At 58.3% G+C, this 22,107-nt stretch carries 17 protein-coding genes and 1 pseudogene; 3 read left to right on the top strand and 15 right to left on the bottom strand.

Annotation, left to right across the window (positions count from 1 at the left end; all coding sequences use genetic code 11):
* The 6 genes from MRS60_RS26970 to MRS60_RS26945 form a co-directional block, all read right to left on the bottom strand.
* A complete protein-coding gene (locus MRS60_RS26970; protein ID WP_243565906.1) occupies window positions 1-600 on the bottom strand; it encodes a LutC/YkgG family protein in 600 nt (199 codons plus the stop codon).
* Window positions 597-1,970, bottom strand: coding sequence for a lactate utilization protein B (locus MRS60_RS26965; RefSeq protein ID WP_131946223.1), 1,374 nt, complete (start codon window positions 1,968-1,970; stop codon window positions 597-599). The genes MRS60_RS26970 and MRS60_RS26965 overlap by 4 nt, the downstream gene beginning before the upstream one ends.
* Window positions 1,967-2,710 (bottom strand): (Fe-S)-binding protein, encoded by a 744-nt coding sequence (locus MRS60_RS26960; protein WP_105391342.1) that lies wholly within the window; start codon window positions 2,708-2,710, stop codon window positions 1,967-1,969. The genes MRS60_RS26965 and MRS60_RS26960 overlap by 4 nt, the downstream gene beginning before the upstream one ends.
* Window positions 2,711-2,921: 211 nt before the next feature.
* Window positions 2,922-4,670, bottom strand: a complete 1,749-nt coding sequence (dld, locus tag MRS60_RS26955; protein WP_243565905.1) for a D-lactate dehydrogenase — start codon at window positions 4,668-4,670, stop codon at window positions 2,922-2,924.
* Window positions 4,671-5,096: 426 nt separating this feature from the next.
* On the bottom strand, window positions 5,097-6,008 hold the full coding sequence (locus tag MRS60_RS26950) for a LysR family transcriptional regulator (RefSeq protein WP_243566829.1): 912 nt from the start codon (window positions 6,006-6,008) through the stop codon (window positions 5,097-5,099).
* Window positions 6,009-6,330: 322 nt separating this feature from the next.
* Window positions 6,331-6,678 (bottom strand): DUF4148 domain-containing protein, encoded by a 348-nt coding sequence (locus tag MRS60_RS26945; RefSeq protein WP_034181451.1) that lies wholly within the window; start codon window positions 6,676-6,678, stop codon window positions 6,331-6,333.
* 225 nt (window positions 6,679-6,903) lie between these two features.
* On the opposite strand from MRS60_RS26945, the pseudogene MRS60_RS35220 reads away from it, so the two are divergent.
* Both MRS60_RS35220 and MRS60_RS26935 read left to right on the top strand, forming a co-directional pair.
* Window positions 6,904-7,041, top strand: a pseudogene (locus MRS60_RS35220) (DUF2384 domain-containing protein); the annotation flags it as partial.
* A gap of 449 nt (window positions 7,042-7,490) precedes the next feature.
* A complete protein-coding gene (locus MRS60_RS26935; RefSeq protein ID WP_243565904.1) occupies window positions 7,491-8,072 on the top strand; it encodes a TetR/AcrR family transcriptional regulator in 582 nt (193 codons plus the stop codon).
* 6 nt (window positions 8,073-8,078) lie between these two features.
* Here the strand turns inward: MRS60_RS26935 and MRS60_RS26930 are convergent, their stop codons facing one another.
* The 9 genes from MRS60_RS26930 to MRS60_RS26890 all read right to left on the bottom strand — a co-directional run bounded on the left by MRS60_RS26930 (window position 8,079) and on the right by MRS60_RS26890 (window position 19,957).
* Window positions 8,079-9,206, bottom strand: a complete 1,128-nt coding sequence (locus MRS60_RS26930) for an iron-containing redox enzyme family protein (protein WP_243565903.1) — start codon at window positions 9,204-9,206, stop codon at window positions 8,079-8,081.
* 218 nt (window positions 9,207-9,424) lie between these two features.
* Window positions 9,425-10,306 carry an FAH family protein gene (locus MRS60_RS26925; RefSeq protein ID WP_243565902.1) on the bottom strand — a complete coding sequence of 294 codons (882 nt, stop codon included), beginning with the start codon at window positions 10,304-10,306 and terminating at the stop codon, window positions 9,425-9,427.
* Window positions 10,307-10,354: 48 nt separating this feature from the next.
* The gene (locus MRS60_RS26920; RefSeq protein ID WP_243565901.1) at window positions 10,355-12,091 is read right to left on the bottom strand and encodes a thiamine pyrophosphate-binding protein; all 1,737 of its coding nucleotides are present in this window, start codon (window positions 12,089-12,091) and stop codon (window positions 10,355-10,357) included.
* Between the two features lie 8 nt (window positions 12,092-12,099).
* On the bottom strand, window positions 12,100-13,278 hold the full coding sequence (locus MRS60_RS26915) for an enolase C-terminal domain-like protein (RefSeq protein WP_243565900.1): 1,179 nt from the start codon (window positions 13,276-13,278) through the stop codon (window positions 12,100-12,102).
* Window positions 13,271-14,149 (bottom strand): alpha/beta hydrolase, encoded by an 879-nt coding sequence (locus MRS60_RS26910; RefSeq protein ID WP_243565899.1) that lies wholly within the window; start codon window positions 14,147-14,149, stop codon window positions 13,271-13,273. Before MRS60_RS26910 ends, MRS60_RS26915 begins: the two co-directional genes overlap by 8 nt.
* Window positions 14,150-14,170: 21 nt before the next feature.
* Window positions 14,171-15,853 (bottom strand): GH3 family domain-containing protein, encoded by a 1,683-nt coding sequence (locus MRS60_RS26905; RefSeq protein ID WP_243565898.1) that lies wholly within the window; start codon window positions 15,851-15,853, stop codon window positions 14,171-14,173.
* Window positions 15,854-15,878: 25 nt separating this feature from the next.
* Window positions 15,879-17,270, bottom strand: a complete 1,392-nt coding sequence (locus tag MRS60_RS26900; protein WP_243565897.1) for an MFS transporter — start codon at window positions 17,268-17,270, stop codon at window positions 15,879-15,881.
* Window positions 17,263-17,976 (bottom strand): SDR family oxidoreductase, encoded by a 714-nt coding sequence (locus MRS60_RS26895; protein ID WP_243566828.1) that lies wholly within the window; start codon window positions 17,974-17,976, stop codon window positions 17,263-17,265. The genes MRS60_RS26900 and MRS60_RS26895 overlap by 8 nt, the downstream gene beginning before the upstream one ends.
* Window position 17,977: 1 nt before the next feature.
* Window positions 17,978-19,957 (bottom strand): FAD/NAD(P)-binding protein, encoded by a 1,980-nt coding sequence (locus tag MRS60_RS26890; protein WP_243565896.1) that lies wholly within the window; start codon window positions 19,955-19,957, stop codon window positions 17,978-17,980.
* A 1,315-nt stretch (window positions 19,958-21,272) separates the two neighbouring features.
* Here MRS60_RS26890 and MRS60_RS26885 point away from each other — a divergent pair.
* Window positions 21,273-21,677 carry an MbcA/ParS/Xre antitoxin family protein gene (locus MRS60_RS26885; RefSeq protein ID WP_243565895.1) on the top strand — a complete coding sequence of 135 codons (405 nt, stop codon included), beginning with the start codon at window positions 21,273-21,275 and terminating at the stop codon, window positions 21,675-21,677.
* Window positions 21,678-22,107: the final 430 nt, after the last annotated feature.

Here is a 22,107-nt window from a genome sequence, read left to right as displayed (position 1 = left end):
TTATCGCGCCGCGCCCGCGAGCGGGACCGGGATCACGGTCAGCGACCGGATGCCCTGGGCACCACGGATCAGCACGCCTTCGATGTCCGCCGTCGCCGACGGGCCGCTCATCAGGCACGCGTAGCGCGCATCGAAGAACTCGCTGCGGTGATACGCGTGATGCAGGTTGCCGACGATCCGCGCCGGATCGAGCAGCGCGACCAGATGTTGCGACAGATACCCGAGCGCGTTCACGCGATACTCGCGGTCGCTCAGGTAAAGCGAGCCGGTCTCCGCGACCGCGAACGCCGGACGCACGATCCCGACATCGACATCGTTCAGATCGTGCGGACGCTCGACCGCTTCGATGCGCCGCGTGCCGGCCACTTCGGGCACCGCCGAACAGAAGGTCCGTGCATCCGGAAAGCGCGCGCGGATCAGCGCTTCGATGTCGCCGTCCGCGGGCGCGTCGCACCAGACGCCGCCCACGCGGTCGAGCGATCGTTTGAACGCGTCGATGGCGGGCGGCAAATCCCGATCGAACAACGGCACCGCCGGCAGCGGTTGCGGCGACCGTCCGGCGCCCCGCAGGCGGGAAAGAATCAGGTCGCGGCTGCTCATTTCTTGTTCCTCTTCAGATACCAGTCACGGAAGGTTTCGGTCGGCGGCTCCGGCAGTTCACGCTGCTTGCCCCACGCGTTGAGCGGGTTGTAGAGCACCGCGCGCGGCAACGTCGCGATCGCGCCGGCGGCCCCCTTGATCGCCGCGCGATAGAGCGCCGGTCTGGAAAGCACCTGGCCGGCCACCTTCATCGCTTCCTGCTTGACGAATGGCAGCGCGTGCCGCTCGGCAACGATTTGCCGCCATTTGTAGATCTGCTCGTGGATGTTGATCTTGACCGGACAGACGTTGGTGCAGCTGCCGTTCATCGTCGACGCGAACGGCAGCGAGCTGTATTTCTTCAGGTCGTAGGTCGGGTTGATGATCGCGCCGATCGGCCCGGAGTAGACGCCACCGTAGCTCAGGCCGCTGCTGCGCCGGTAGACCGGGCATGTATTCATGCAGGCGCCGCACCGGATGCACTTGAGCGAATACCAGAAATCGTCCATCGCGAGCCGTTCGGAGCGGCCGTTGTCGACCAGCACGAAATGCATTTCGCCGCCGTCGCGCGGGCCGCGAAAATGCGACGTGTACTGCGTGATCGGTGCGCCGAGCGCATTGCGCGACAGCATGCGGATGAACAGGCCCAGGTGTTCGAGCTTCGGAATCAGCTTTTCGATGCCGATCGACGCGATGTGCAGCGGCGGCACGTTGGCACTCAGGTCGGCGTTGCCCTCGTTCGTGCAGACGGTGATGCCGCCCGTCTCCGCCACCGCGAAGTTGCACCCGGTCATGCCGGCTTCCGCCGCCAGGATGAGCGGGCGCGTGGCCTGTCGCTGCGCCTCGGCGAGCCGGGGGATGCTGCTTTCGGCGGGATCGGTGCCGAACGAGTCCGCGAAGGTCCGGGCCACGTCCGTCGCGAGCTTGTGCACGGCCGGCACGACGATGTGCGACGGCAGCTCGTCGTCGAGTTGCTGAATCCGCTCGCCGAGGTCGGTTTCGACGACCGCGATGCCCCGCGCCTCCAGGTACGGGCGCATGTCGCACTCCTCGGTCAGCATCGACTTGCTCTTCACGAGCGTGCGCACGTTGCGCCCGTGCAGAATGCCGTAGACGATCCGGTTGTGCTCCTCGGCGTCCTTCGCCCAATGCACGATCACGCCGTTTGCGACGGCATTGCGCTCGAACTGCTCGAGATAGTCGGCCAGGTGCGTGAGCGTATGCTCCTTGATCGCCGACGCGAGCGCGCGCATCGTTTCCCACTCGGGAATCGCGTGCACCGCCGCATCGCGCGCAGTGCGCAGGCCCCACAGGCGCTTGTCATGGAATTCGACGTGTTTTTCGTCCGCGATGAACTTCTTCGAGTAACCGGCATGGTCGATGCGTTTCATTCGGGTGCCCCATTCAGGATGCTCGCGATGTGGATGAACTTCAGGCCGAGTCCGAGACGCTCGGCGCAGCCCTGCTGATGCATCAGGCAAGAAGAGTCGGCGGACACGATGTACTCGGCGCCGTTGCGCGCGTGATCGCGCACCTTGTCCGCCCCCATGCGCGCGGATACCGGCTCCTCCGACACGCAGAACGTGCCGCCGAAGCCGCAACATTCGTCCGGACGATCCGGCTCGATGAACTCGATGCCCTTCACGCCCTTCAGGAGCGCCAGGGGTTTCGAGAAGAACGGGCCGTTGATTTCGGACATGCTGGCGGTTTTCAGGCCGCGCAGCGTCCCGCAACTGTTGTGCAGGCCCACCTTGTGCGGAAATTCCGCCCACGGAAATTCGCGAACCTGCAGCACATCGTGAATGAACTCGACCAGCTCGTATGTATTGCGCCGGACCTCGATCGCGCCGGGCGTCTGGTCGGCCGCGCTCAGGTGATCGCGAACGTGATGCACGCAGCTACCGCTCGGCGCGACGATGTAGTCATATCCGGCGAAGTTGCTGACGAACAAGTTCTCGGTGGCCGCGGCCTGCTTTTCGCAGCCGCTGTTTCCCATCGGCTGGCCGCAGCAGGTCTGGTCGAGCGGATAGTCGACGTCGCAGCCGAGGCGCTCGAGCAGTTCGAGCGTCGCGATGCCGACGTCGGGAAAAAATGCGTCGATGAAGCACGGGATGAACAAGGCAACTTTCAATGCAGCGACTCCTGATACGGGTTTGCAGGTTCAACGTTCGGCATGGCCACCTGGAACGACGCCACGCGATGCCCGCTACGTCGGCTCGACCGGCGACGCTCGGCGCAAGAAGGAGCGGCGGACGTGGCCGGCCATCGACGGCAGGAAGGACCGGCTGACGCGGGCCGCACACGCCGGTTCGAACGACACGCGCGCGCCGCCCCGCGTCGAATCAGTCGTGTGCTTCGCGGTAGTTCGCGAACTTCGACGTCTGGCCGATACCCGGATTGAAGCAGTTGCACGGGTCGAGCCCTTCGTAGAAAGCCTTGAGCGCGGGCTTCGCGTGGTACAGGTGCCCGACGTTATGCTCGGCCGGATACTCGGCGCGCCGCGCGTCGAGCAGTTTCCACATCGCGTGTTCGAGCGCGAGGCAATCGTTGCCCTTCCTGACGATGTAGTCCTGATGGAAGACGTGGCAGAGGAAATGACCGTAATACAGCTTGATCGCGATCGGCGCGTCGATCTCGTCCGGCAGCGTTTCGAACCAGTCGCGGTCGTTGCGGCGCAGCGCGATGTCGAGCGCGACGATGTCTTCGACCTCACGGGTGTGTACGTTGCGGTAACGGATCGCCGCACCCGCGGCCGCGAACCGGTGCAGGAACGCCTTTGCACCCTCCGCCGGCGTGCATTCGAAGAACGCGCCCGTATGCCGGGCAAAGAACGAGGTCAGGTAGGTCCGCGCTTCGTCGGCGGTATCGGCCGACACCTTGAGCATCAGGTGATGCTCGTATCGCTTCCCGTAGTCGCGAATGCGCTTGGGCAGGTGTTTCGGGAACAGGCGGCTGACCGCCTGCATCACGCGATCGCTCAGATGCCGGGGCAGGAAGCCGAGCCGGTCGAACCACGCGTCGCATTTGCTCTTGAAGGCGAACAACATCGGCATGCGCTGCGTGCCGAAGTGATGAATCATCAGGAACGTGTCTTTCCCGTACTTCTCCGCGATGTCGAACGCATCGCGGTGCAGGTACTCACCCGAGATCGGCAGCCGGCTGAATTGCGTGAGAACGTGGCGGCGGATGTCGGTCAGTTCGTCGATGTCGTTGGTGCCGATATAGAACACCTTCGCACCCGCCTCGATCGGAAACGTATCGAGGCGCACCGCGAACACCATGACCTTGCCCGCCGAGCCCGACGCTTCGTGCAGCCGCAGCGGATCGGCATTGTAACGGGCGGGGGTGTCCGCATCGACGTCCCGCACGTGCTCGGCGTAGCGGTGATCGGACGCGGACGCGCCGCTGTCGACGATGTCCTTCTCCGCGAACTCGCCCTTGTCCAGGCGCGCGAGGATTTCCTCCGGGACGGCGCCGAGACGGACATCGAGGTGGTTCACGAGCGCCAGGCGCCCGTCCGCGCCGACACACGCGAAGAGGGCCATCTCCGTATAAGCCGGCCCGCGTTGCACGAGCGCGCCGCCGGAGTTGTTGCAGACACCGCCGATCACCGATGCGCCGATGCACGACGAGCCGATCACCGAATGCGGCTCGCGCCCGAGCGGCTTCAGCGTCTGCTCGAGCTGATCGAGCGTCGCGCCCGGCAGACAGATCACCTGCGTGCCGCCCTTGATGACGTGGACCGTCCGGATCCGGGCCGTGCTGACGATCACGATATCGCGGTCGTAGCCGTTGCCGTCCGGCGTGGATCCGCCGGTCAGCCCGGTGTTCGACGCCTGGCAGATGACGATCACGTTGGCGGCCACGCAGGCCTGCAGCACCTTCCATTGCTGGAGCAGCGTACCGGGCCGCACCACCGCCAGGACCCGACCATCGCCGAACCGGAAGCCCGTCCGGTACCGTCGGGTATCCGGCTCCTTCGTCAGCACCTCCTGGTGTCCGACGATTTCCGTCAGCGAATGAATGAACGCCTCCTGCCGCCTGTTCCGCGGCGTCGGCGGCGAAGACGATTCGCCTGAAACGGTTGACACGTGAATTCTCCTGTTGGCCGCGCATCGCGATGCGCGCGGGTAATGGACTGAACGGCGCCGCGGCGGCCGGCGCACCGCCGAACCGCACTCCGATCGAATCCCGTAAGGCTAGGCGTGCGAGCCGGTGAAGTCCAATATCGCGCGGACGCGACTTCAAGACGAAATGCATATCGATCGTTGTACGGCGCAGCGGTCCACGGGGCACGTGAGGGTGCGCGGCGCGCGCGTGAAGACATGCACGTGCCGCGCCGCACGAGCGAAGACACCCGTGGGCAGCGTCGCACGCGCGAAGCATCGGAAGCACGGAGATGGCGGGGACGAGACGGAAACGCCATGCCCGCCCGGAGACGGCGCACGCGCGGCCTGCGGCGTTACGCCGGCTGGCGCACGGCTGCTAGCGACAGCACCAGCCGTCGGCGAGGTCCGTCACGGCAAGGCCGTGCGGTCGGCCGTTTCGCGAGCGAGCGCGCGAACGGCCCGTACGAGGTGATGAATCACCGGCGACTTTTCTCTTGGCCGGTGGACGAGCGCGATCGGGGATCGGAGCGGTTCGCCCTGCAATGCGTGGTATGTGACGCCGCCTGTCGGCGCCTGACGCACCGACTCGGGAATCAGCGTGACGCCGAACCCCGCCGCGACCAGATTCACCGCGGCCGGAATCTGCGGCGACTCCATTCCGATGGCCGGCGTGAAGCCGGCCGTCCAGCATGCGCCGATGATCGCGTCATACAAGGCCGGGCCGATCGCGCGCGGAAACAGCACGAGCGGATCGTCGGACAGCGCGTGCAACGCGAGCACCGGCTCGCCGCCGTGGCGGTGGCCGGACGGCAACACCGCCAGAAACCGCTCTTCGACGAGCGGCTGCACCGCCAGGTCCCGGCAATCCACCGGCAAACGCACCAACGCCGCATCGACACGTGCCTCGAGCACCTTGTCGACCAGCGCCGGGCTGTTGCTCTCCTCGCAGTGAATGAGCACGCCCGGATAGTCGCGCCGGTAACGTTGCATCAGCGACGCGACGAGCGGATGGAACACGATCGAGCCGGCGAACCCCAGCACGAGCCGGCCGCTTTCGCCGCGACCGGCGTTTTGCGCTTCCGCGAGCGCCAGTTCTGCTTCTTCGACGATACGCCTCGCGCGCTCCCTGAACAGCCGGCCTGCGTCCGTCAGTTCGACCCGGCGCGGATGGCGTACGAAAAGGCGCGTGCCGATTTCGCGTTCGAGCTTGAGGATCTGCTGGCTGAGCGGGGGTTGCGCGATGCCGAGAAACTCGGCGGCCTCGGTGAAATGAAGATACTCGGCCACCGCGAGAAAGTAGCGCAACTGACGGAATTCCATACGGTTTTCGTCTCGGGAAGGCGTAGAGGATCGGGCGGGCGATTCTAACCCGACTCGGCGGCGTCTACATCCGGACGGACTGCACCTCCTCGGAGGCATATCAGGAAGCGCATCGAGGCCGTTCGCCGCGACGATGGGGGTGACGCACACGGCTCGACGAAACGTGCCCGGCCGCCAGCCCGGGCACGACGCTCGAATTATCGAACTGGGATCGGCTCGCTATTGCAACGATCGCGCAAGGATCGAAATAGCGAGCCGCGGGTTTGACGCGGGACCGCCGGGGACGGCATCCCGCTCGCAGGCAGCGCCGTTCAATCGGCGTTTAGTGACCGCGATACAGCGACTTCATTTCGTCATTGGCACGCGGGGCCACCACCTTCGCAGGCTTGCCCGACGCAACGGCGCCTTGCGCGTCCTTGCCGATACCACTGTTGTCGACACCTTGCGCACGGGCAAGCGCATGTTGTTGCTCCACGCGAGCTTCGGCAGCCTGGAGGTCTTCCGGATAGTGCGGGTCTTCGCCGACTGCCGGGTTGTAGCCCGCCTTTTCCAGTTCGATCAGTTCGGCGCGGACTTGCGCGCGAGTGAGCGGCGCGCTGCTCTGAGCGAAAACGGCGACCGGAGCAGCAAGGGCGGCAGCAACAACAACGGCTTGAATCAGGTTCTTCATGATACTTACCTCCGACTTTGTCTGGTTGTCTGGCTTCGAACACCTTGTTCGTTACCGATGACTCAAGTCTAGGCAGGCGATCACTCGAGAGTTATAGGGCGGCGAGGAAGAGATTGTTGCTGCTTGCTCATGGAATCATGGACCACGGAGCAGCCCTCCAGAACGCCGGCGGAGTCGCACCGATTGGGCCTGGACGCGGAAATTCCCGGAACAGACGTCTTTGGGAACGTGCAAAAGTACCTTCGAGAAGCGATCCGGATTATCCGAGTTGCAACAGATATCTCCGAAGACGTAGGAAGCACGCTCTTCTGGTATCGCAATGAGCCGCTGCCAACCTTCGACTACAAGACTGCTGAACAGATCTCGCACCATCAGCAGCATACGTTGCAAACACCAACGGGACCGGCCCCGATGGTGACCGACGGCGTACCGATCGACATCCAAGGCCCATCACGTCGTGTTCCGGTGAGCGAATGGCGGGCTTTTTCCCCTGTCGGCCCCACGTCATCGACCGTGTCCGTCGTTTTCCCTGTACTGCCACCGAACAGGTCGTTGGTGGTGCTCTCGTTACATGTTCGCCTATCGAATGGAGTCGAATTTGATCTTGGCGAGGCGATTGTCGACGACTTGCCTACGGTGATCCAGATGTTCGGGAGGCTGACATGTTTCGGTTCGACGAAGGGGCTGAAGGCCTACCGTAAGCGGTCCGATAACAACACCACTCAACTGCTTGGGATAGTCAGAACCCACGCCCCATCGGATGGTCTCGCGCCGCTATAATCGTGAAACGATCAGGTTGGGGAAAGCATCGCATGGCCACAAGTTCAAAACGTCAGGCGATCGTCGATACGGCGACACGATTATTTACGCAATACGGCTACCACGCCGTCGGGATCGACAGAATCATCGAAGAAGCAGGAGTGGCGAAGATGACGCTATTCCGATACTTCTCGACCAAGAACGATTTGATCTCCGAGGTTCTGACTCAGCGCGCGCACAGTGCACTGGGCTCGATGGCCAGTGCAGTTGCTAGCCGGAACACACCGATTGAACGGTTAAGGGAAGTGTTTTCCTGGCACGATCGCTGGTTCAATGCACGCGACTTTGGGGGCTGCATGTTCACCAGTGCACTCTCGGAGTTTCACGCCGAACCAGGCGAGATTATTCGCATCTCGACCAAACAGAAAGTTCAGCTCCGTCTCTTCATCCAGAACCTGTTGCGTGATCTTGTACCCGCAACGTCGATCGAATCGACGGCTCGCCAAGTCGTCATGTTGCTCGACGGCGCGACACTAGCCGCCGTGATCGGCGACAAGACCAATGCCGCCAACGAAGCATGGCAAGCAACGGAGTGTCTGCTGCACGCGGTTCAAGCCCCCGTCGCCATGCTATGACACGTATCAGGCAGCCATCGAAGCCTGCTCGCCCTCCTGTTGTTGCCCCATTTCGATCAACCGGGCCAGCAGCGCATCGTAATAGTCATTGCAGGTTGCCATTCTCAGCGACGCGCCCACCAGGATGTCCTTCGCCACGGTCGGCGTTTCGTCGACGATTGGAACAATGACGTTCGACAGCCATCCTTCCCCATGAATCACGTCAATCGTCACGTGCTCGTCGTAGTAGTCAAGCTCAGCGCCACGACCTAGCCCGACACGCCGGCACCCGCGCGCCAACTTTTCGTACTGTGACGGGTCAAGCAATTCGGTCATTGCCATGATGCCCAGCAGCTTGAAGTAATGCTGCCGATTCACGCTCGACAGCATGAACAGGTTGTAACCCGCCAATCCTTGCCACCCAAGTTCGCTGGCATGGTCGTCGGACGCGCTACTCACTCCGACCGTGCTGAGCAAGCTCCGGAATAGAGTCACATGGCTGCGCGCGGCGTCGCCGCGTCCCGATTCGTCCCAGAAATTCTGCGCCAACTCGCGGCGCACTCCTTCACGCGATCCGATCATTGAATACACCAGCAGATCGAAAAAGCGAATATTCAACGCACTGTCACTCTTGAAGAATGCGACGATCTGCTCGAGCGACGCGCTCCTTTCCAGAAAATCGAACAACGGATGCGACGCGACCGGATGTTGCGCCCACAAGCGCTTGAGCCTCTGCGTAAGTGCTGAGCCGTCAAGATGTGCCGGGCATTCATCACCGACGCGACGCATTTCATTGTCGAGCCACGCCCGCTCGATACACCGACGCACACGCGTCAGCGATGGATTGAACTGATTGGCGGCACGTGGCGACGTGCCGTCGACGACGTGTAGTTCATACAGCAGGAACAACGTTCGATGAACTGCATTTGCAGCATCCGTGTCGCGCTCAATAAACGCACGCTCGAGCGTATCGCGCACACGCTGCAGGAAGACTTCCTCCCATTCCGGGTGCAATTCCGCTTGCTCCTCGAGCAGCATATTGTCGAGCAATCCCGATACCGCCTGGTCCAGCGGGAGCGACAGTGAGGTCAGCAGAGGTACCGGCACGGCCGCTATGTCAGGGAAAGCATTCCTGATGTATTGCTCTTCGAGCATGTTGCTTCCTTTCTACTTGTGAAAAAAGCGCTACGTCGCACGATGCAACGAAAATCAAGGAGGCCGAATAGTTCAACAAGCGTGCGCCTGTCAATCAACGGAGAAACAAATGCGAGCGTCGCTGGCAGTAGCTCGATCGCCTGTTACCGAAAACAACCAGACGAAAGCCGGTCGAAACTCTGCCCGGCTTCTATGCCATACGGCCGCCTCGATGGCAACTAGGCGAACTGAATCTGATTCGAAATAACTACGTCGTGACTGGCAAAGTTCAGAACGATTCGATCGCCTTCCTTTATGCTGAAGCCAGCATGAAAGCTGCTCCGATCGGCACCAATGAACACATAATGAATTCGCCCCGGGTGGCTCAGCGTCGAGTAGGAAAACAAATGATCGACCATATCCGCCAAGCGGTAGCCGAGAGCATTCAGTCCCGTCTTGAAATTTCCGTTCCAAGCGACCGTACCGTCGCGCTCGATCGAAACTTCACCCTGCACGCTTTGCGGTGGTGGGGCGATATGGAACCAGCTGGAAACAGCAGCATCACATAGCTTTGCATATGCGAGATGGCCCGGATTCCGTTTGAAGCGGCCGATATCCGTCAGGTCGTTCCCGAATGTGTAACCACAGTATTCCGGCCGCCCATCTGCGTTGCTGCGGTAGACGAGGACGACCTCAGCTTCTTCGCACAGTGCCAGAGCCTGCTTGGGTGCGCGCAGTGGTTGACCGGACAGTTTCACGGATGATCCCAGCCCCTTGACAAACCAATTTGGCAACACAATCTCACCATGGTCGTCGCGCGCGGATTCGATCTTGACGTTGTGGGTCTGCATGAATCCGCTGGCCACCGCGTCCCCTGCCGCGTCGGGGAAGAGCGGCGGCAACGGCGAAAAGTCGATCATGTCTTGATCCGAAAATTTCACCGACGACACGCTTTTCAACAGATACTCTTTCGCAACGGCCCCATCAGTCGTGCCGCCAGTCGCTTCGCACAGTTTTGCCAGCGAGATTCGATAGATCTCGTTCGGCAGTGTCACGCCTGACTCGACAAATCCCACAAAACGCTCTCCGCGGAGTACGCCTTCCATAAACTTGATAGTCATTTCATAGCCCTTTTTTGGACGGTGATTTTTCGATTTCAGCCACTGGGCTTACTTCATCAGGATTTCGACTAGTGCAGGCTTGCGCTGAGTCACAACGTAATGTGCAGCCTCACCGACAATTTGCTCGATTTCGCTTGCTCGATCGATGCGAGGAAACGACTTGATTCCGAACCCTTCGGCGATCTTGACGAAATCGACCGGTGTCTCGAAGAAACTCGTCGCAACGTGTGACAGGTCCTCAACGCGATTCCGGGCCTTCGCGATACGTTCAGCATGCTGCGTTGAATTCAGGTACAACCTGTTGTTCATAACGATAACTAGCAACGGAACGTCGTACGAACTCAATGTCCAGAGTGCGCTGGGTGTATAAAGAAAATCACCATCCGCCTGCAGGTCGATGCATAGGACATCATCGCTACGATGCGCGATTGCCGCCCCGATGGATGCGCCCAGCCCGTACCCCAATCCGGCACCACCGTTCAGGCCGAGATAGGAACCCGGTCGTTCAATATCCCATAGCTTCTTGACCCAGCCATCGATGGTGAGACTCCCCGTATTCGCGAGTATCCAGTCTCTGTCTTTCACCACCTGGAATACTTCTCGCACTGCCGTCGCGACATGGATCTCGTTGTCTTCGGCGCGAAGTTGCCGTGCGCCGGTGTCCCATTCCCTCCGCGCACGCTCATGATGTACCGTCAATGCGCGAACTCTCTCTTCCCGTTCAGGACGAGCGTGTCTGTCGGCGGTATCAGCTACGGCGCGTTCCAATGCTTCAACGGTTGTGCGAGTGTCGGCGATCGCACCCAGGCTAACCGGAACAAACTGCTGATAGTCGGCAGCCCATTTGCTTGGCAACGTGTCGCTCGTGCTCAACGTAACCACGGTGACATCCTCAATAGCAGGCATACCGTCGGTTACGGGAAGAAATTCCCCCAAAGCACCGGCAAGGTCCTGGACTTCGATCGCCAACACCAGATCGGCCTCCTTGAGCATGTCCGGTGGTGCGTTGGACACATTCAACGGGTGAACATTGGGAAAATTGAATCGATTACCACGATCGATCACCGCCATCCCGACCTGTTCCGCCAACGAGATGAGCGGTGCGACGGTTGCCGGATCTCGCCCACTGAAATCAACGATCAGAACCGGCATGCGCGCCGACAGCAGCTTTTCTGTCAGATTCTCGATGAAGGATGCATCGGCTGCCGGCAGCCTGCTAGGGGTGGTCGCGGACGGCGGCAGCAGTTGCGCCGCACTCTCGACTTCTTGTTCCTGAACGTCAAAGTCGATAGCCACGTAGCACGGGGCGTGCATCTCCGTGTTCATCAACTTGAAGGCTCGATAAAGCGACTCGACTGTTGCCCTCTGACTGGTTGGTTGATCGCACCATTTGACGAAATCCTTCACGGCGGACTCAATGTTTTGTGACGTATGGATCCAGTCAATCCAAGGTCGCCGCTTTGCGGCATCAATCGGCCCGTTACCACCAATCAGTAACAGTGGCACCCGGTCGCACCATGCATTAAAGATCGCCATTGACCCGTGCAGAAGCCCAACGTTCGCATGCAGGAACACTGCCATATGTCGATTGCAAGCCTTGTAATAGCCGTGTGCCATGGCTACCGCAATCTCCTCATGACATGCCATAAGGATCTCGGGCGAATCCTCTCGATGCACCAATGAGTCGTGGATTCCCCGGAAGGAGGCACCGGGATTGAAGGCGACGTACTCGATTTCTTGTTGTTTGAGAAAGTCTACGATCAGATCGGAAAAATAGCGTTTCATATCGAATGTCAAACCTCGGTATAGTGGGATGTCGCGGCCCACTCATCGGCTGCTCGGCTGTAACCGAAAGCCAGATACTTGGAAATCTCCGTCGAAGTCGATAGTCCCAACCCGAATCCGACTGGTGGCGGAACCATGCTTCTTGCCCTGTCAAAGCTCAGCTCAGGAGAAACGATCATGCTGTCGAAGAAGCGATCGGCTTGCCCTCCCTCCACCGCAATTGCATCTCGGTGCAGGGAAGCGAGCAATCTTCCGGCCTGGATCAGCGGCCCGCATTCGGCGACCTGCACACCGATCTGAAACTGGATACCGAAGTTCTTGGCGAGCTCGATCATTTCGATCGACCGGAGTACCCCTCCGCATTTCGACACGCGCACATTCACCGCATCACAACTGTCGCTACCTATCGCGCGCCGCAGATCATCTAACGTTGAGATCGACTCATCGAGCATGATCGAGATCCCCGTCTGAACACGCAGCTCATGCAATTCGGTCCAGGATCTCTTCGCGAACGGCTCTTCAACCATCGTCAGTCCGGCTTCACGAAGCTTTCTCACGTGCTCGACAGCCTCGACAAGACTCCAGCTCATATTGGCGTCGATGACGATCGGTGTGTCGTCCCCGATGGCCCTTCTGATCTTTGTCACGGTCTCGAGATCTTTCGCTCTATCACGATGAGCCTTGATCTTGACAAAATGAAACGGACCTCGCTCCCGCAAGAAATCCTCGACTGTCAGATTCTGATCAAGGACCTGCGATATCTTGATTGGCGCGCTGCTCTCGGCCAAAGAAGCACCATTACGCAACATCGCATCCAATGAAACCCGGGTCCGCTTGCCGATCCAGTCAAGGATCGCAAGCTCCACGATGCATACAACGTTATTGGCTGCTGTGAAATCGAAGGCGACCTCAATACCCAGTCGTTTGATGCGATAGAGAACGTCATTCGGCGACTCGCTCAGCAATTCGTCGACGATGCGGGCCAGCGGAAGACTCCTCAACGCATCACAAACAGTCACGCACGTCTCGCCCGTGACGTAACTTCGCGGCGCGCATTCGCCAAGACCCACGCAACCCGAGAGATCCAGTTCCAGCACCACGCTTTCGGACGTCGTGCGCATGGCTGCAGGATGGCCGAACCCAACCCGCATGGGCTGCTGCACGTGATAGACGCGGACATCATGCATAGACTTCTCGAGCCTGAAGCAGAACGAACGCTGACGCCCAGTCAATCAGCTCACGCCTGACCTCGGTGTAGAAAAGATAGTGCTTGTGGGTCGGCAACTTCAGAACCGACCCGCGAGATTGCGTCATCCTGAAGAAGGCGTTGTGGGCGCTTTCGAGGTCGATAATCGGATCGGATGTTCCAGACACATACGCCATCGGAACCGAAGGCAAATCCCCCTGAGCGTCAACGTACAGTCGCTCAATCTCAATCAGCGATCGTCTCGATCTCTTGGTGATCTCCCTGATCGCGAGATCATCCTCGTCGATGAATGCTTGATATTGTCGGGAGTCGGTGAAATCCGAAGAACGCAACCCTGCATCCCACATTTCATCGCTGCTTTCTGCCGCAATCTTCTCCAGTTCGCTTTTGGGCAAGCTTGCATGCAACTTTCCAAGCCAAGTGGAACAAAATATGGCCGCATCGTACGGGACGTCGAATGACGGGTGATGCATCACGGCCGCCATGAACGACCCGCCGAGACAGTGGCCAAACAAGCAAAGAGGTGTATCGTCGCCGACGAATTCACGAACCCATTTCAGGGCAGCAACATAGTCGGCTACGACCACTTCCGCCGGCGGAATGTCGCCTCGATCTCCATCGCTTATCCCGCTCCCGCGCCTGTCCAGAACGAATACCGACACGTCGTTGTTTGCAAACTGGCGCCCGGCCTCCCACAGCCAGCCAGCATGGCTCTGCAACCCATGAAAGTAGAACACTGCTGCCTTGGGGTTTTCGGGCAGCCACGCGTGCATGGCGAGCTCCGTCGGGCCGCGACGAATCTTCCTGATTTCCCTCCGCACATTGGAGGGATGTGTCTTCAATTCGAGCATGATCTGATGTTCCGGTAGTAGTTACTGGCCTGACAGTTCGCCGAGAAATTCCGTATCTTTCTGGAACGGTTTGTACTTGTATTGGTTCGCGTTTCCTTTCTGGCGCTTTCTCTCGACAAACGCCTGGATGCCGTTTTCCGGAACCACATGGACCTCGATTGGCCCCAAGCGATTCGACACGCGCTTGGATTCGTATTCGATGCTGATGTCTTGTAAGGCACTTTCGACATGCCGCGAGAGGGTCGCGCCAAGCGTGACATCGGCGCCGCGGGCCTCGGCCACGACGACATAGCTCGGCGGCTGCCCCCAACGTGGGCCGCACAGATAAAGACCAATCTGCCTGTCCGCCGCCGCAAAGCCTCGTCTCAATGCGGCGGTGACTTGATGTTCGGTCAGCTTTTCACCGGTAAACGAATGAAATACGCCGTCGCGATGCAAGAAGTGGATCCACGGCGTGCCATCCACCACGCGATCTACGTGGTAGATATCTCCAGTCCAAAGACGATAGAGCCCGTTGGCCTGAGACATGATCACGTGATAGTTCTTTCCCGCCGTCAGTTGGTGGGCCAGTAGCGTCCGTGGTTTCTCCCCACGCTCTACCAGTTCTCCCAAGGGCACGTCGTCTTCCACAAACTCAAAAAACGCCTGATTGATCGCGAGCGGCTGGCTATATGCGTCTTCGCTGACCGGAATCGTAACCACCCCTTCCGTTCCGCAGCTCATGAACGGCAGCCGCGCGACGCCCGGAAAGATTTCTTCCAGTGCTTGTTGATACAAGCCAGCGGATGCCGACAGCCAGCATGCATACAAACCCAAAGTCGGCCAAATATCCTTCAACGTGAAGCCTGGGTTCGCAAGAACCTTCTCGAGCCGATCGGCCTCGTGCGGATCCGCGTTGCACAATGGCTGTCCATCGATCGTCCCATTTCTGACATCGGCAACCAGCTTCTCCTTACTGGCGCCGATGTGGTCTCGAAGCGAAAGCAACGTGCTCGGATTAATGGCGTTGATGAAATATAGGTCCTTTCCCACGAGGTGCCGAACCCTGCAATACATCTTGTCTTCGAAGGAAACCGGAGCGTTCTCGCAAAACCAAGGCGCTTCATACCACGGCGGATTCCAATCCATGCTATTCATCCGTGGATGACGATTGCTGACCGCCTGGAACGGAACACCATGGATGTAGTCCTGCGCATTCTCGCGAACGGTCTGCGTATCGAGCGTCGCATAGGGATTGGACAAAAGCTCCGGGTGGAGCCGACTGTAGGTTCCCCACATCGCTTTCATTGCCGGTATCCGGTAGTTCAATACCCAATGCAGCGTATAGGGCACTCGCTTCGGCGTACCAGTCGTCCCGCTTGTTTTGAGCCATCGCATCACCGGGCTGCAGGTCAGCACTCCACCTTTTGTACGAATCTCGCGATCGATAAGGGGGACGAAATCGTCGTAGCGCATGATCGGCAACGTGCTGCGATAGTCATCGACTCCCGACACGCCTGAGTATCCGCACTCTTGCCAATGCAGAGAATCCTTACTGACGGAGATCACGTCTCGAAGCACGTCTTGTTGGGTGCCTTGAGGGTCGCTGGCGGCCGTCTCGAATCGCTGCAACTCTGCGAGACATTCGGAAGAAAACGCGTCCTTCCGACTCTCCCAGTACTTCATCCATTCATTAGTAATGCTATTCATATCAATCAACCTCATCCAAAAAATGGACAATTAGTTAAATTTACTTACGAATTCGCAAAGCGGTAACCAACAATGCGCCAGCAAACAGAACAGATGCAACCCAGAACGCCAGATGCATGCCATATTCGAAATTCGAGCTCAATCCAATCAGACCGCCAAGGACAGCGATTCCCATCACACTACCGCTCTGACGGGCTGCGTTGATCACGCCAGATACGATACCGGCCTGTCCGGCCGGAGCCGCCGACATGCCCGCAGCAACAGTCGCCGGCGCAGTAAACGACATGCCGAAACCAACCGCGAGCATCGGTATCAGAACGGAAACGTATGAGCTATTTCCGTTTGCGAAGGTCAATCCGAAGAGGCCGAGCGCACCGGCGAGCAGGCCGACTTTCATCGGAAAACCTGGCCCGGTTCGAGCCGTGACTCGTCCGCAATAAAAGGCGGTAAGTGAGCAAACAATCGCCTGGGGCAGAAGGGCCAAGCCCGTTTCCATCGTCGAATATTTGCAGATCTGCTGAAAATACAGGCTCAGTACAAACAGCTGTCCGTAGAACCCGAAATTGATGATCATCCCCACAGTCGTCGCCGCCGAAAAGATTCGCGACCGGAAGATCCCGCGCGGCAACATCGGGTTGGCAGAGAATCGTTCAATCCCAAGGAACAGGCATGTCGCGATTGCGAACGCGGCCACCGCGATCTGCACATCGCGGCTCGACCATCCATGTGCGCCGGCGGAAATGAATAGAAACGCGAGTGCACCCAGTGCGACGGCGGAAAGCACCTGTGCCCCAAAGTTGATCCGGCGAGCCTCCCCCGGCATCTTCGGCAAATAGCGCGCCGAGAGGATTACGCCCAAGATGCCGAAAGGCACGTTGACCAGAAATACGGAGGGCCATCCAAACGTCGAGATGAGGAAACCACCGAGCACCGGACCGGCGGCCACTGCCACGCCACCGACCCCACCCCAAACTCCGAACGCACGCGCGCGGTCAGCCGGCTCAACAAATATTTTCTGAAGAAGCGACAGCGACGTCGCGACAAGCAGCGCGGCCCCAACGCCTTGGAGAACGCGTGACGCAAGCAGTGCACCCAGACTTGTCGACAGCCCGCACAAGGCAGATGCCAACGAGAAAACAATCAGACCGACATTGAATACCTTCTTCGGCCCGAAGATATCGCCAAGCGCTCCAGCGCTTAGCAACAGAGCTGCAAACGCCAGCGTGTAAGAGTCCACCGTCCACTGCAATCCGCTCAAACCAACGTGCAAGCTGAGGCGCAGGCTGTTCAACGCAACATTGACGACAGTGGCATCCAAGCTGACCATAAAGAAGCCAATGCAAACCGTGATCAGGGCACGCGACTTGACGATTTCTAGCGACTGAGCATCAGCTTCTTCGATCGTGGACGTAAAGAGACTATTGTCAGACAAGGGAACCTCCTCCATCGACGACCAATGTCGTACCCGTGATGTGCTTGTGATTCGCCAAGAATACAATTGCATCTGCTACAAGCTCTGGAGTGCCGATTTTCTCGACGGGGAGACGCGCACCAATACTTTTTCGTTCTTCCTCGTTCAGATGTACCAACATCGACGCATTGCCAAGTATTCCGGGCGACACCACGTTCACGCGAACAGGAGCCCGCTCGAGCGCCAACCCTTTTGCCAGGCTCTCCAATGCCGCGTTGATTGCTCCGATAAGCGCAGTAGTCTTCGTAGGCCTCGACGCAAGAATTCCCGACACGAACGTCAACGACCCGCCCTGATTGATTTTTACCTCTCTGGCGATTCGATAAGCACCCCAGAATTTTGAGTTCATCGCACCATACGCTCGGTCGAGAGGAATCGACTTGATACTCCCTGTAGGAAGCGGGGTGGACGCGGTAGTAACTACTACATGATCGAACGCATCCAACGACGCGATCGCATCGGCAACGCTTTCATCATCGCAAACATCCACCACAGCGCCTGACGCATTGGCACCGATGGTCGGAAGCGAACGATCAATACTCGCAGCCGATCTCGACATGACAGTAACGTCGGCACCACCCATGGCGAATGCCCGTGCAGCGGCCAAGCCGATTCCCGACGTTCCACCGACAACCAGAATTTTCTGCTTCTCGGCCCCGCTTTTCATCTCAGACATCGACATGCTCCTTTTCATTATCGGTAACGACCGGAGTATTTGTGGCGGCCAACGCGTCCAGAAACGCAGCAATGACACTTTCGGCTACCGCGTCAGCATCCTTCGTAAACTGCCCCCAGGGACCAGGTCGCCCAGACCCAAACTGCATGAGCCAACGTGTGTGCTCGACTGGAATCCCGATCACATGGATCGCGCTGTCCGGTCCGTCTTTCGACATTGCGTTGAACGGTGCGCGCGTCACGGCCACACCGCCTGTATCGAATGTGTCTTGATCAAGCGAATTCGTAAAACTTGTCACGGTTCCAGACGCAAGCAAATTCCGAAACAGAGGTGAACTATCAGCGTGTACGTTCTGAGGAGGGATCCGTGCGTCGACTAACGTGCTCGCCCTAAACACCTCGCCCGATACCTGAGGTGACGACACGACGAACGCTTTCTCCGCGGCGGACGCTGAAAATTCTGCCTTCGGCCCTGCAAAAGTCAGAATATTCGCGCGGATGAGTGCGAGGACTTGCTTCAATCGCACCGCCGGCGGTCCCGCCGACAGCATCGAATAGATCGCGACAAACGAACCGAGAAAATCGTGTTGGTGGGAAGCAGGGGTCAGCCCGGCATAGTCGACTGCGTACTTCAGGATCGGACGGATGTCTCTCAATACGTCAGTGGCTGCCTTGACGGCTCCTCTGACATTGCCTTCCCCCGCATTCTCGATATCGTTTCGAATCCATTTCTCCAGGTCGCTAGAATATTCTTTCGCATTACGAAATAATCTACTACCAAAAGGCCGAGACCATTTTTCCAGGTCTACTCCTTCGATTCCGTGAGCACCGAACGATTCAGCGGTCTTTCTGATGATGTCCTTCGGTAGGAGTGCATCGATATCCTCGCCGACGTTGTTCACGGCCTCATCGACAAATCCACTCGCATACACTCGACCTCGGGTCTCCCTGAGAATGCATGCGAAATAGACCAGTTGCATCTCGCCCTCGAGCCACGGAAGGACGTCCCGACGGAAATCCAGTTTGGTTGCCACTCGAGCCAGTCGAATCTGCTGCATTCTCGACTCGGTGAGCAACCGTGGCGTGTATTGATAGTCAGCGGCTTTTTCATTCGTGGCGCGAGCCGGAAACGGAACTCCGCTACGCGATCCGGCATGAATTCTCGGCTCCTTGCCGCTCGGAATGTAGACCAGATCACCATCAACTGCAGTTTCGTACCGACCGCCACGCCCCTCGGTGAGGCTAGCCATAACGTCGTAGAACGCGAGGCCACAGCCAATGACGCCTACTCTCTCTCCCGGCTGAATCGCAGAAAGTTGCATATCCGCGGCCGAATTTCCTTCGATGTACCTCAAACCGGGATGCTGCCTTGCAAAGAGAGAAAACTCCAGCTGTGAGGCACTCAATTCCGGAACAGGATGACCAGTAGCGAGTACAACTTTGTCTGCATCAAATGTAGAACGATCGGAAAGTATGACAGTTCGCCTTCCATCGCTTTTTTTTACATCGATGACAACATCCCTAATCACACGGACATCCGCATGACGCGACAGGTCATTTATTATTCTATCAAAGGCAAATTTAAGATATTTACCATATATGTATCGTGGTGCCAGGCCATTTGGCTCGGCATTATCAGAATCGACCTCAGCCCACCATTCAGCCAGTGACGGACCCGCCATCGGGCGAACGTCGCCGCCGTCCGGTGGACCGGAAAATATTGTTGTTTCCTTTGCTGGGGTGTTCATGAGTAACCAGCTGGGCTGGTCCGGACGCCAAATGCGACCGCCACCGATTTCATGCGCGTCAACCACGCATATGCAAATATCGCCAATGACCGGCGAAGCATCGCGTTCATTCGCCAATCTCGCTGCAATCCGCTCCAAGACGGATATGCCGCGAGGACCGCAGCCGATCACTGCAATTGTGAAAGGCACAGTTTTGCCCGTGGATGGTGCACGACCCGTACTCATCACGTTTCTCTCAGAGGATTATGAATGATTTTATTGATACTGAACTGCATGGCGAGCGATTTACGCATTCCCGATTTCGCATCGCAATATACAGATCTGTCTACCTGCGCAATCTACATTAGTTTTTGCGGCTCCGCAACAATGTGAATAAATAATGTTTTAGTAATAATTGTTTAGAAAACGTAATGATTGACTGTTAAAAATAACAGGGAGGGGGGAAGTCAGCATGATCAGTGTCCCGGAATCAGAAGCGACTGGCATTTCCCTGGCGCATGACCGGTCGCGACTGCTCGAGCGCATGGATCGAGACAAGGCGAGAAGCGGTTTTAGAGGGGGTCATATAGGATTGTTAAATTTCGCCGCGAGTTGTCAGCAGGCATTGGAACAAGCGAGACGGAGGAGATGGGCACGCCGATCATCAAGGGGCAGTTGTGGGCAGCGATCGATCCGCTGCTGATGCCTGCCACGTTGCGCCGTGAGAAAAGCCCAGGCCGCCAGCTTGTTTCGAATCGCCTCGTGCCGACTAGCGTCGTGTTCACATTCGAGACCCTACTGTGCTGGCTCGACTTGCCCTCCAAAGTTGGATGCCCATGCGTGAAATGTCGGCTAGGGCTAGACAAATGGCAGGCCCTTTTTTGTCAATCGCGATAGGACGACCTTCTAACCGCGGAAAATTGTCGTCCCTCCGGTCAGGGTGTCCGGAACCTCAATGATTCAGCGGTTCGGGGCAATTACCTCCGCGAAACACCGCGCGAGGCAGTCAAAAACGTAATTGCATGCTGCTCGGGGTTCGGTGTGCTGACGGAACATCAACTTCGCCGCAAGTTCACGCAGACGGACCTGAGGGGCGGATTGGCGGTTGAGTGCCGTCCAAGGCGGCCGACTACGATAGGTATCTCTGGTCGAATATTGCCCAGAATCAATTCAGTGCAGCATTTGTGACCGAATACCTCTCGACGGAAAGAACAGAACGCGTCAATTCAGCGAGAATCATTGCCTTTTATTCAAAGACAACATATTGAGACTGCGGACATCTTTTCTGAGAGACAACAATGTGGGCTCTCAGAAAAGGTGTCTTTGGGCCCCTAGACAGATCAAGGACTTGGACATCTTTTTTGAGAAATCCACATACCTCTCGTCTCAGAAAAGATGTCCGTGGCCCCGGGAATTCTCAGAAAAGTCGTCCGTGGGAATGTCACGGCCCTGTCTAGGTGTCCAGACGGAATTCGGCGATCAGTGGCGCAATCGACGAGCGTTTCAGCGACTAGCATCGTCGACGCTGCTTGTGCTATAAGTGTGCAAATAGTAATCTGCGATGAACCCTGACCTGGCCCGCGATTCAACGCCGCCCCTCGATTTCGACCGGTTCATGGCGTCTTTGAAGGAGCCGGAGAGCGCTGCGCCGATCGTCTCCGCACGGCGCTTCGCTGCCGCACTACACATCGACATACAGACGCTCGCTCGACTAGCCCATGTCCATCGCAATACCATCAGTCGCCTTCCCGGCGCCGAAAGCGTACAAAAATATCTGCGAGACGTGTTGCGGATCATCCGAGCTGCAACCGATATCTCCGGGGACGTACGGAGCGCGCTGTTTTGGTATCGCAATGAACCGCTGCCGACCTTTGGCTACAAGACTGCCGAAGAACTGATATCGGAGGGACGCACTGAAGACCTGCTGCGCTACATCACATCGCTCGAGGCCGGTCCGGCTCGATAGATCGGGGACACACGTTACAGATCAGCAAATTCACGGCTACTTTCATGTCGGTGCCGACGGATGCACGGCCCTAGAAAACAGGGAGCGGGACTTACCGGATTGGGCGTGATCCCGCGGTATGTTCCTGCCCCACCTCTTCGACTACTCGCTTGATGAGCGGGCACTTTCGTTTTTGCGCCCGCTTAACCGTACGTCCACCCGAAAATTATGTAATTCGAATCCGCGCCCACTATGAGTGGTAGTTTAGGGACCTCTGTGTCGGCTGTAGCGCGCAATTGCGCCAGCGCCGTGACCCGACGTCTGTATCGGTCAAAAGCAGCCGCCGAACCTCGTCAAGAAAATGACTGCTTTAGACATCATCGAGCCGCATCGAAGTAACGAGGTTCGTCCCCACTCCGCATTGCGGTGGATGACGCCCGCCGAATTCCCG

Source organism: Burkholderia pyrrocinia, from assembly GCF_022809715.1.
GTDB lineage: Bacteria > Pseudomonadota > Gammaproteobacteria > Burkholderiales > Burkholderiaceae > Burkholderia > Burkholderia pyrrocinia_C.
This window is presented reverse-complemented; position numbering and strand designations above follow the sequence as displayed.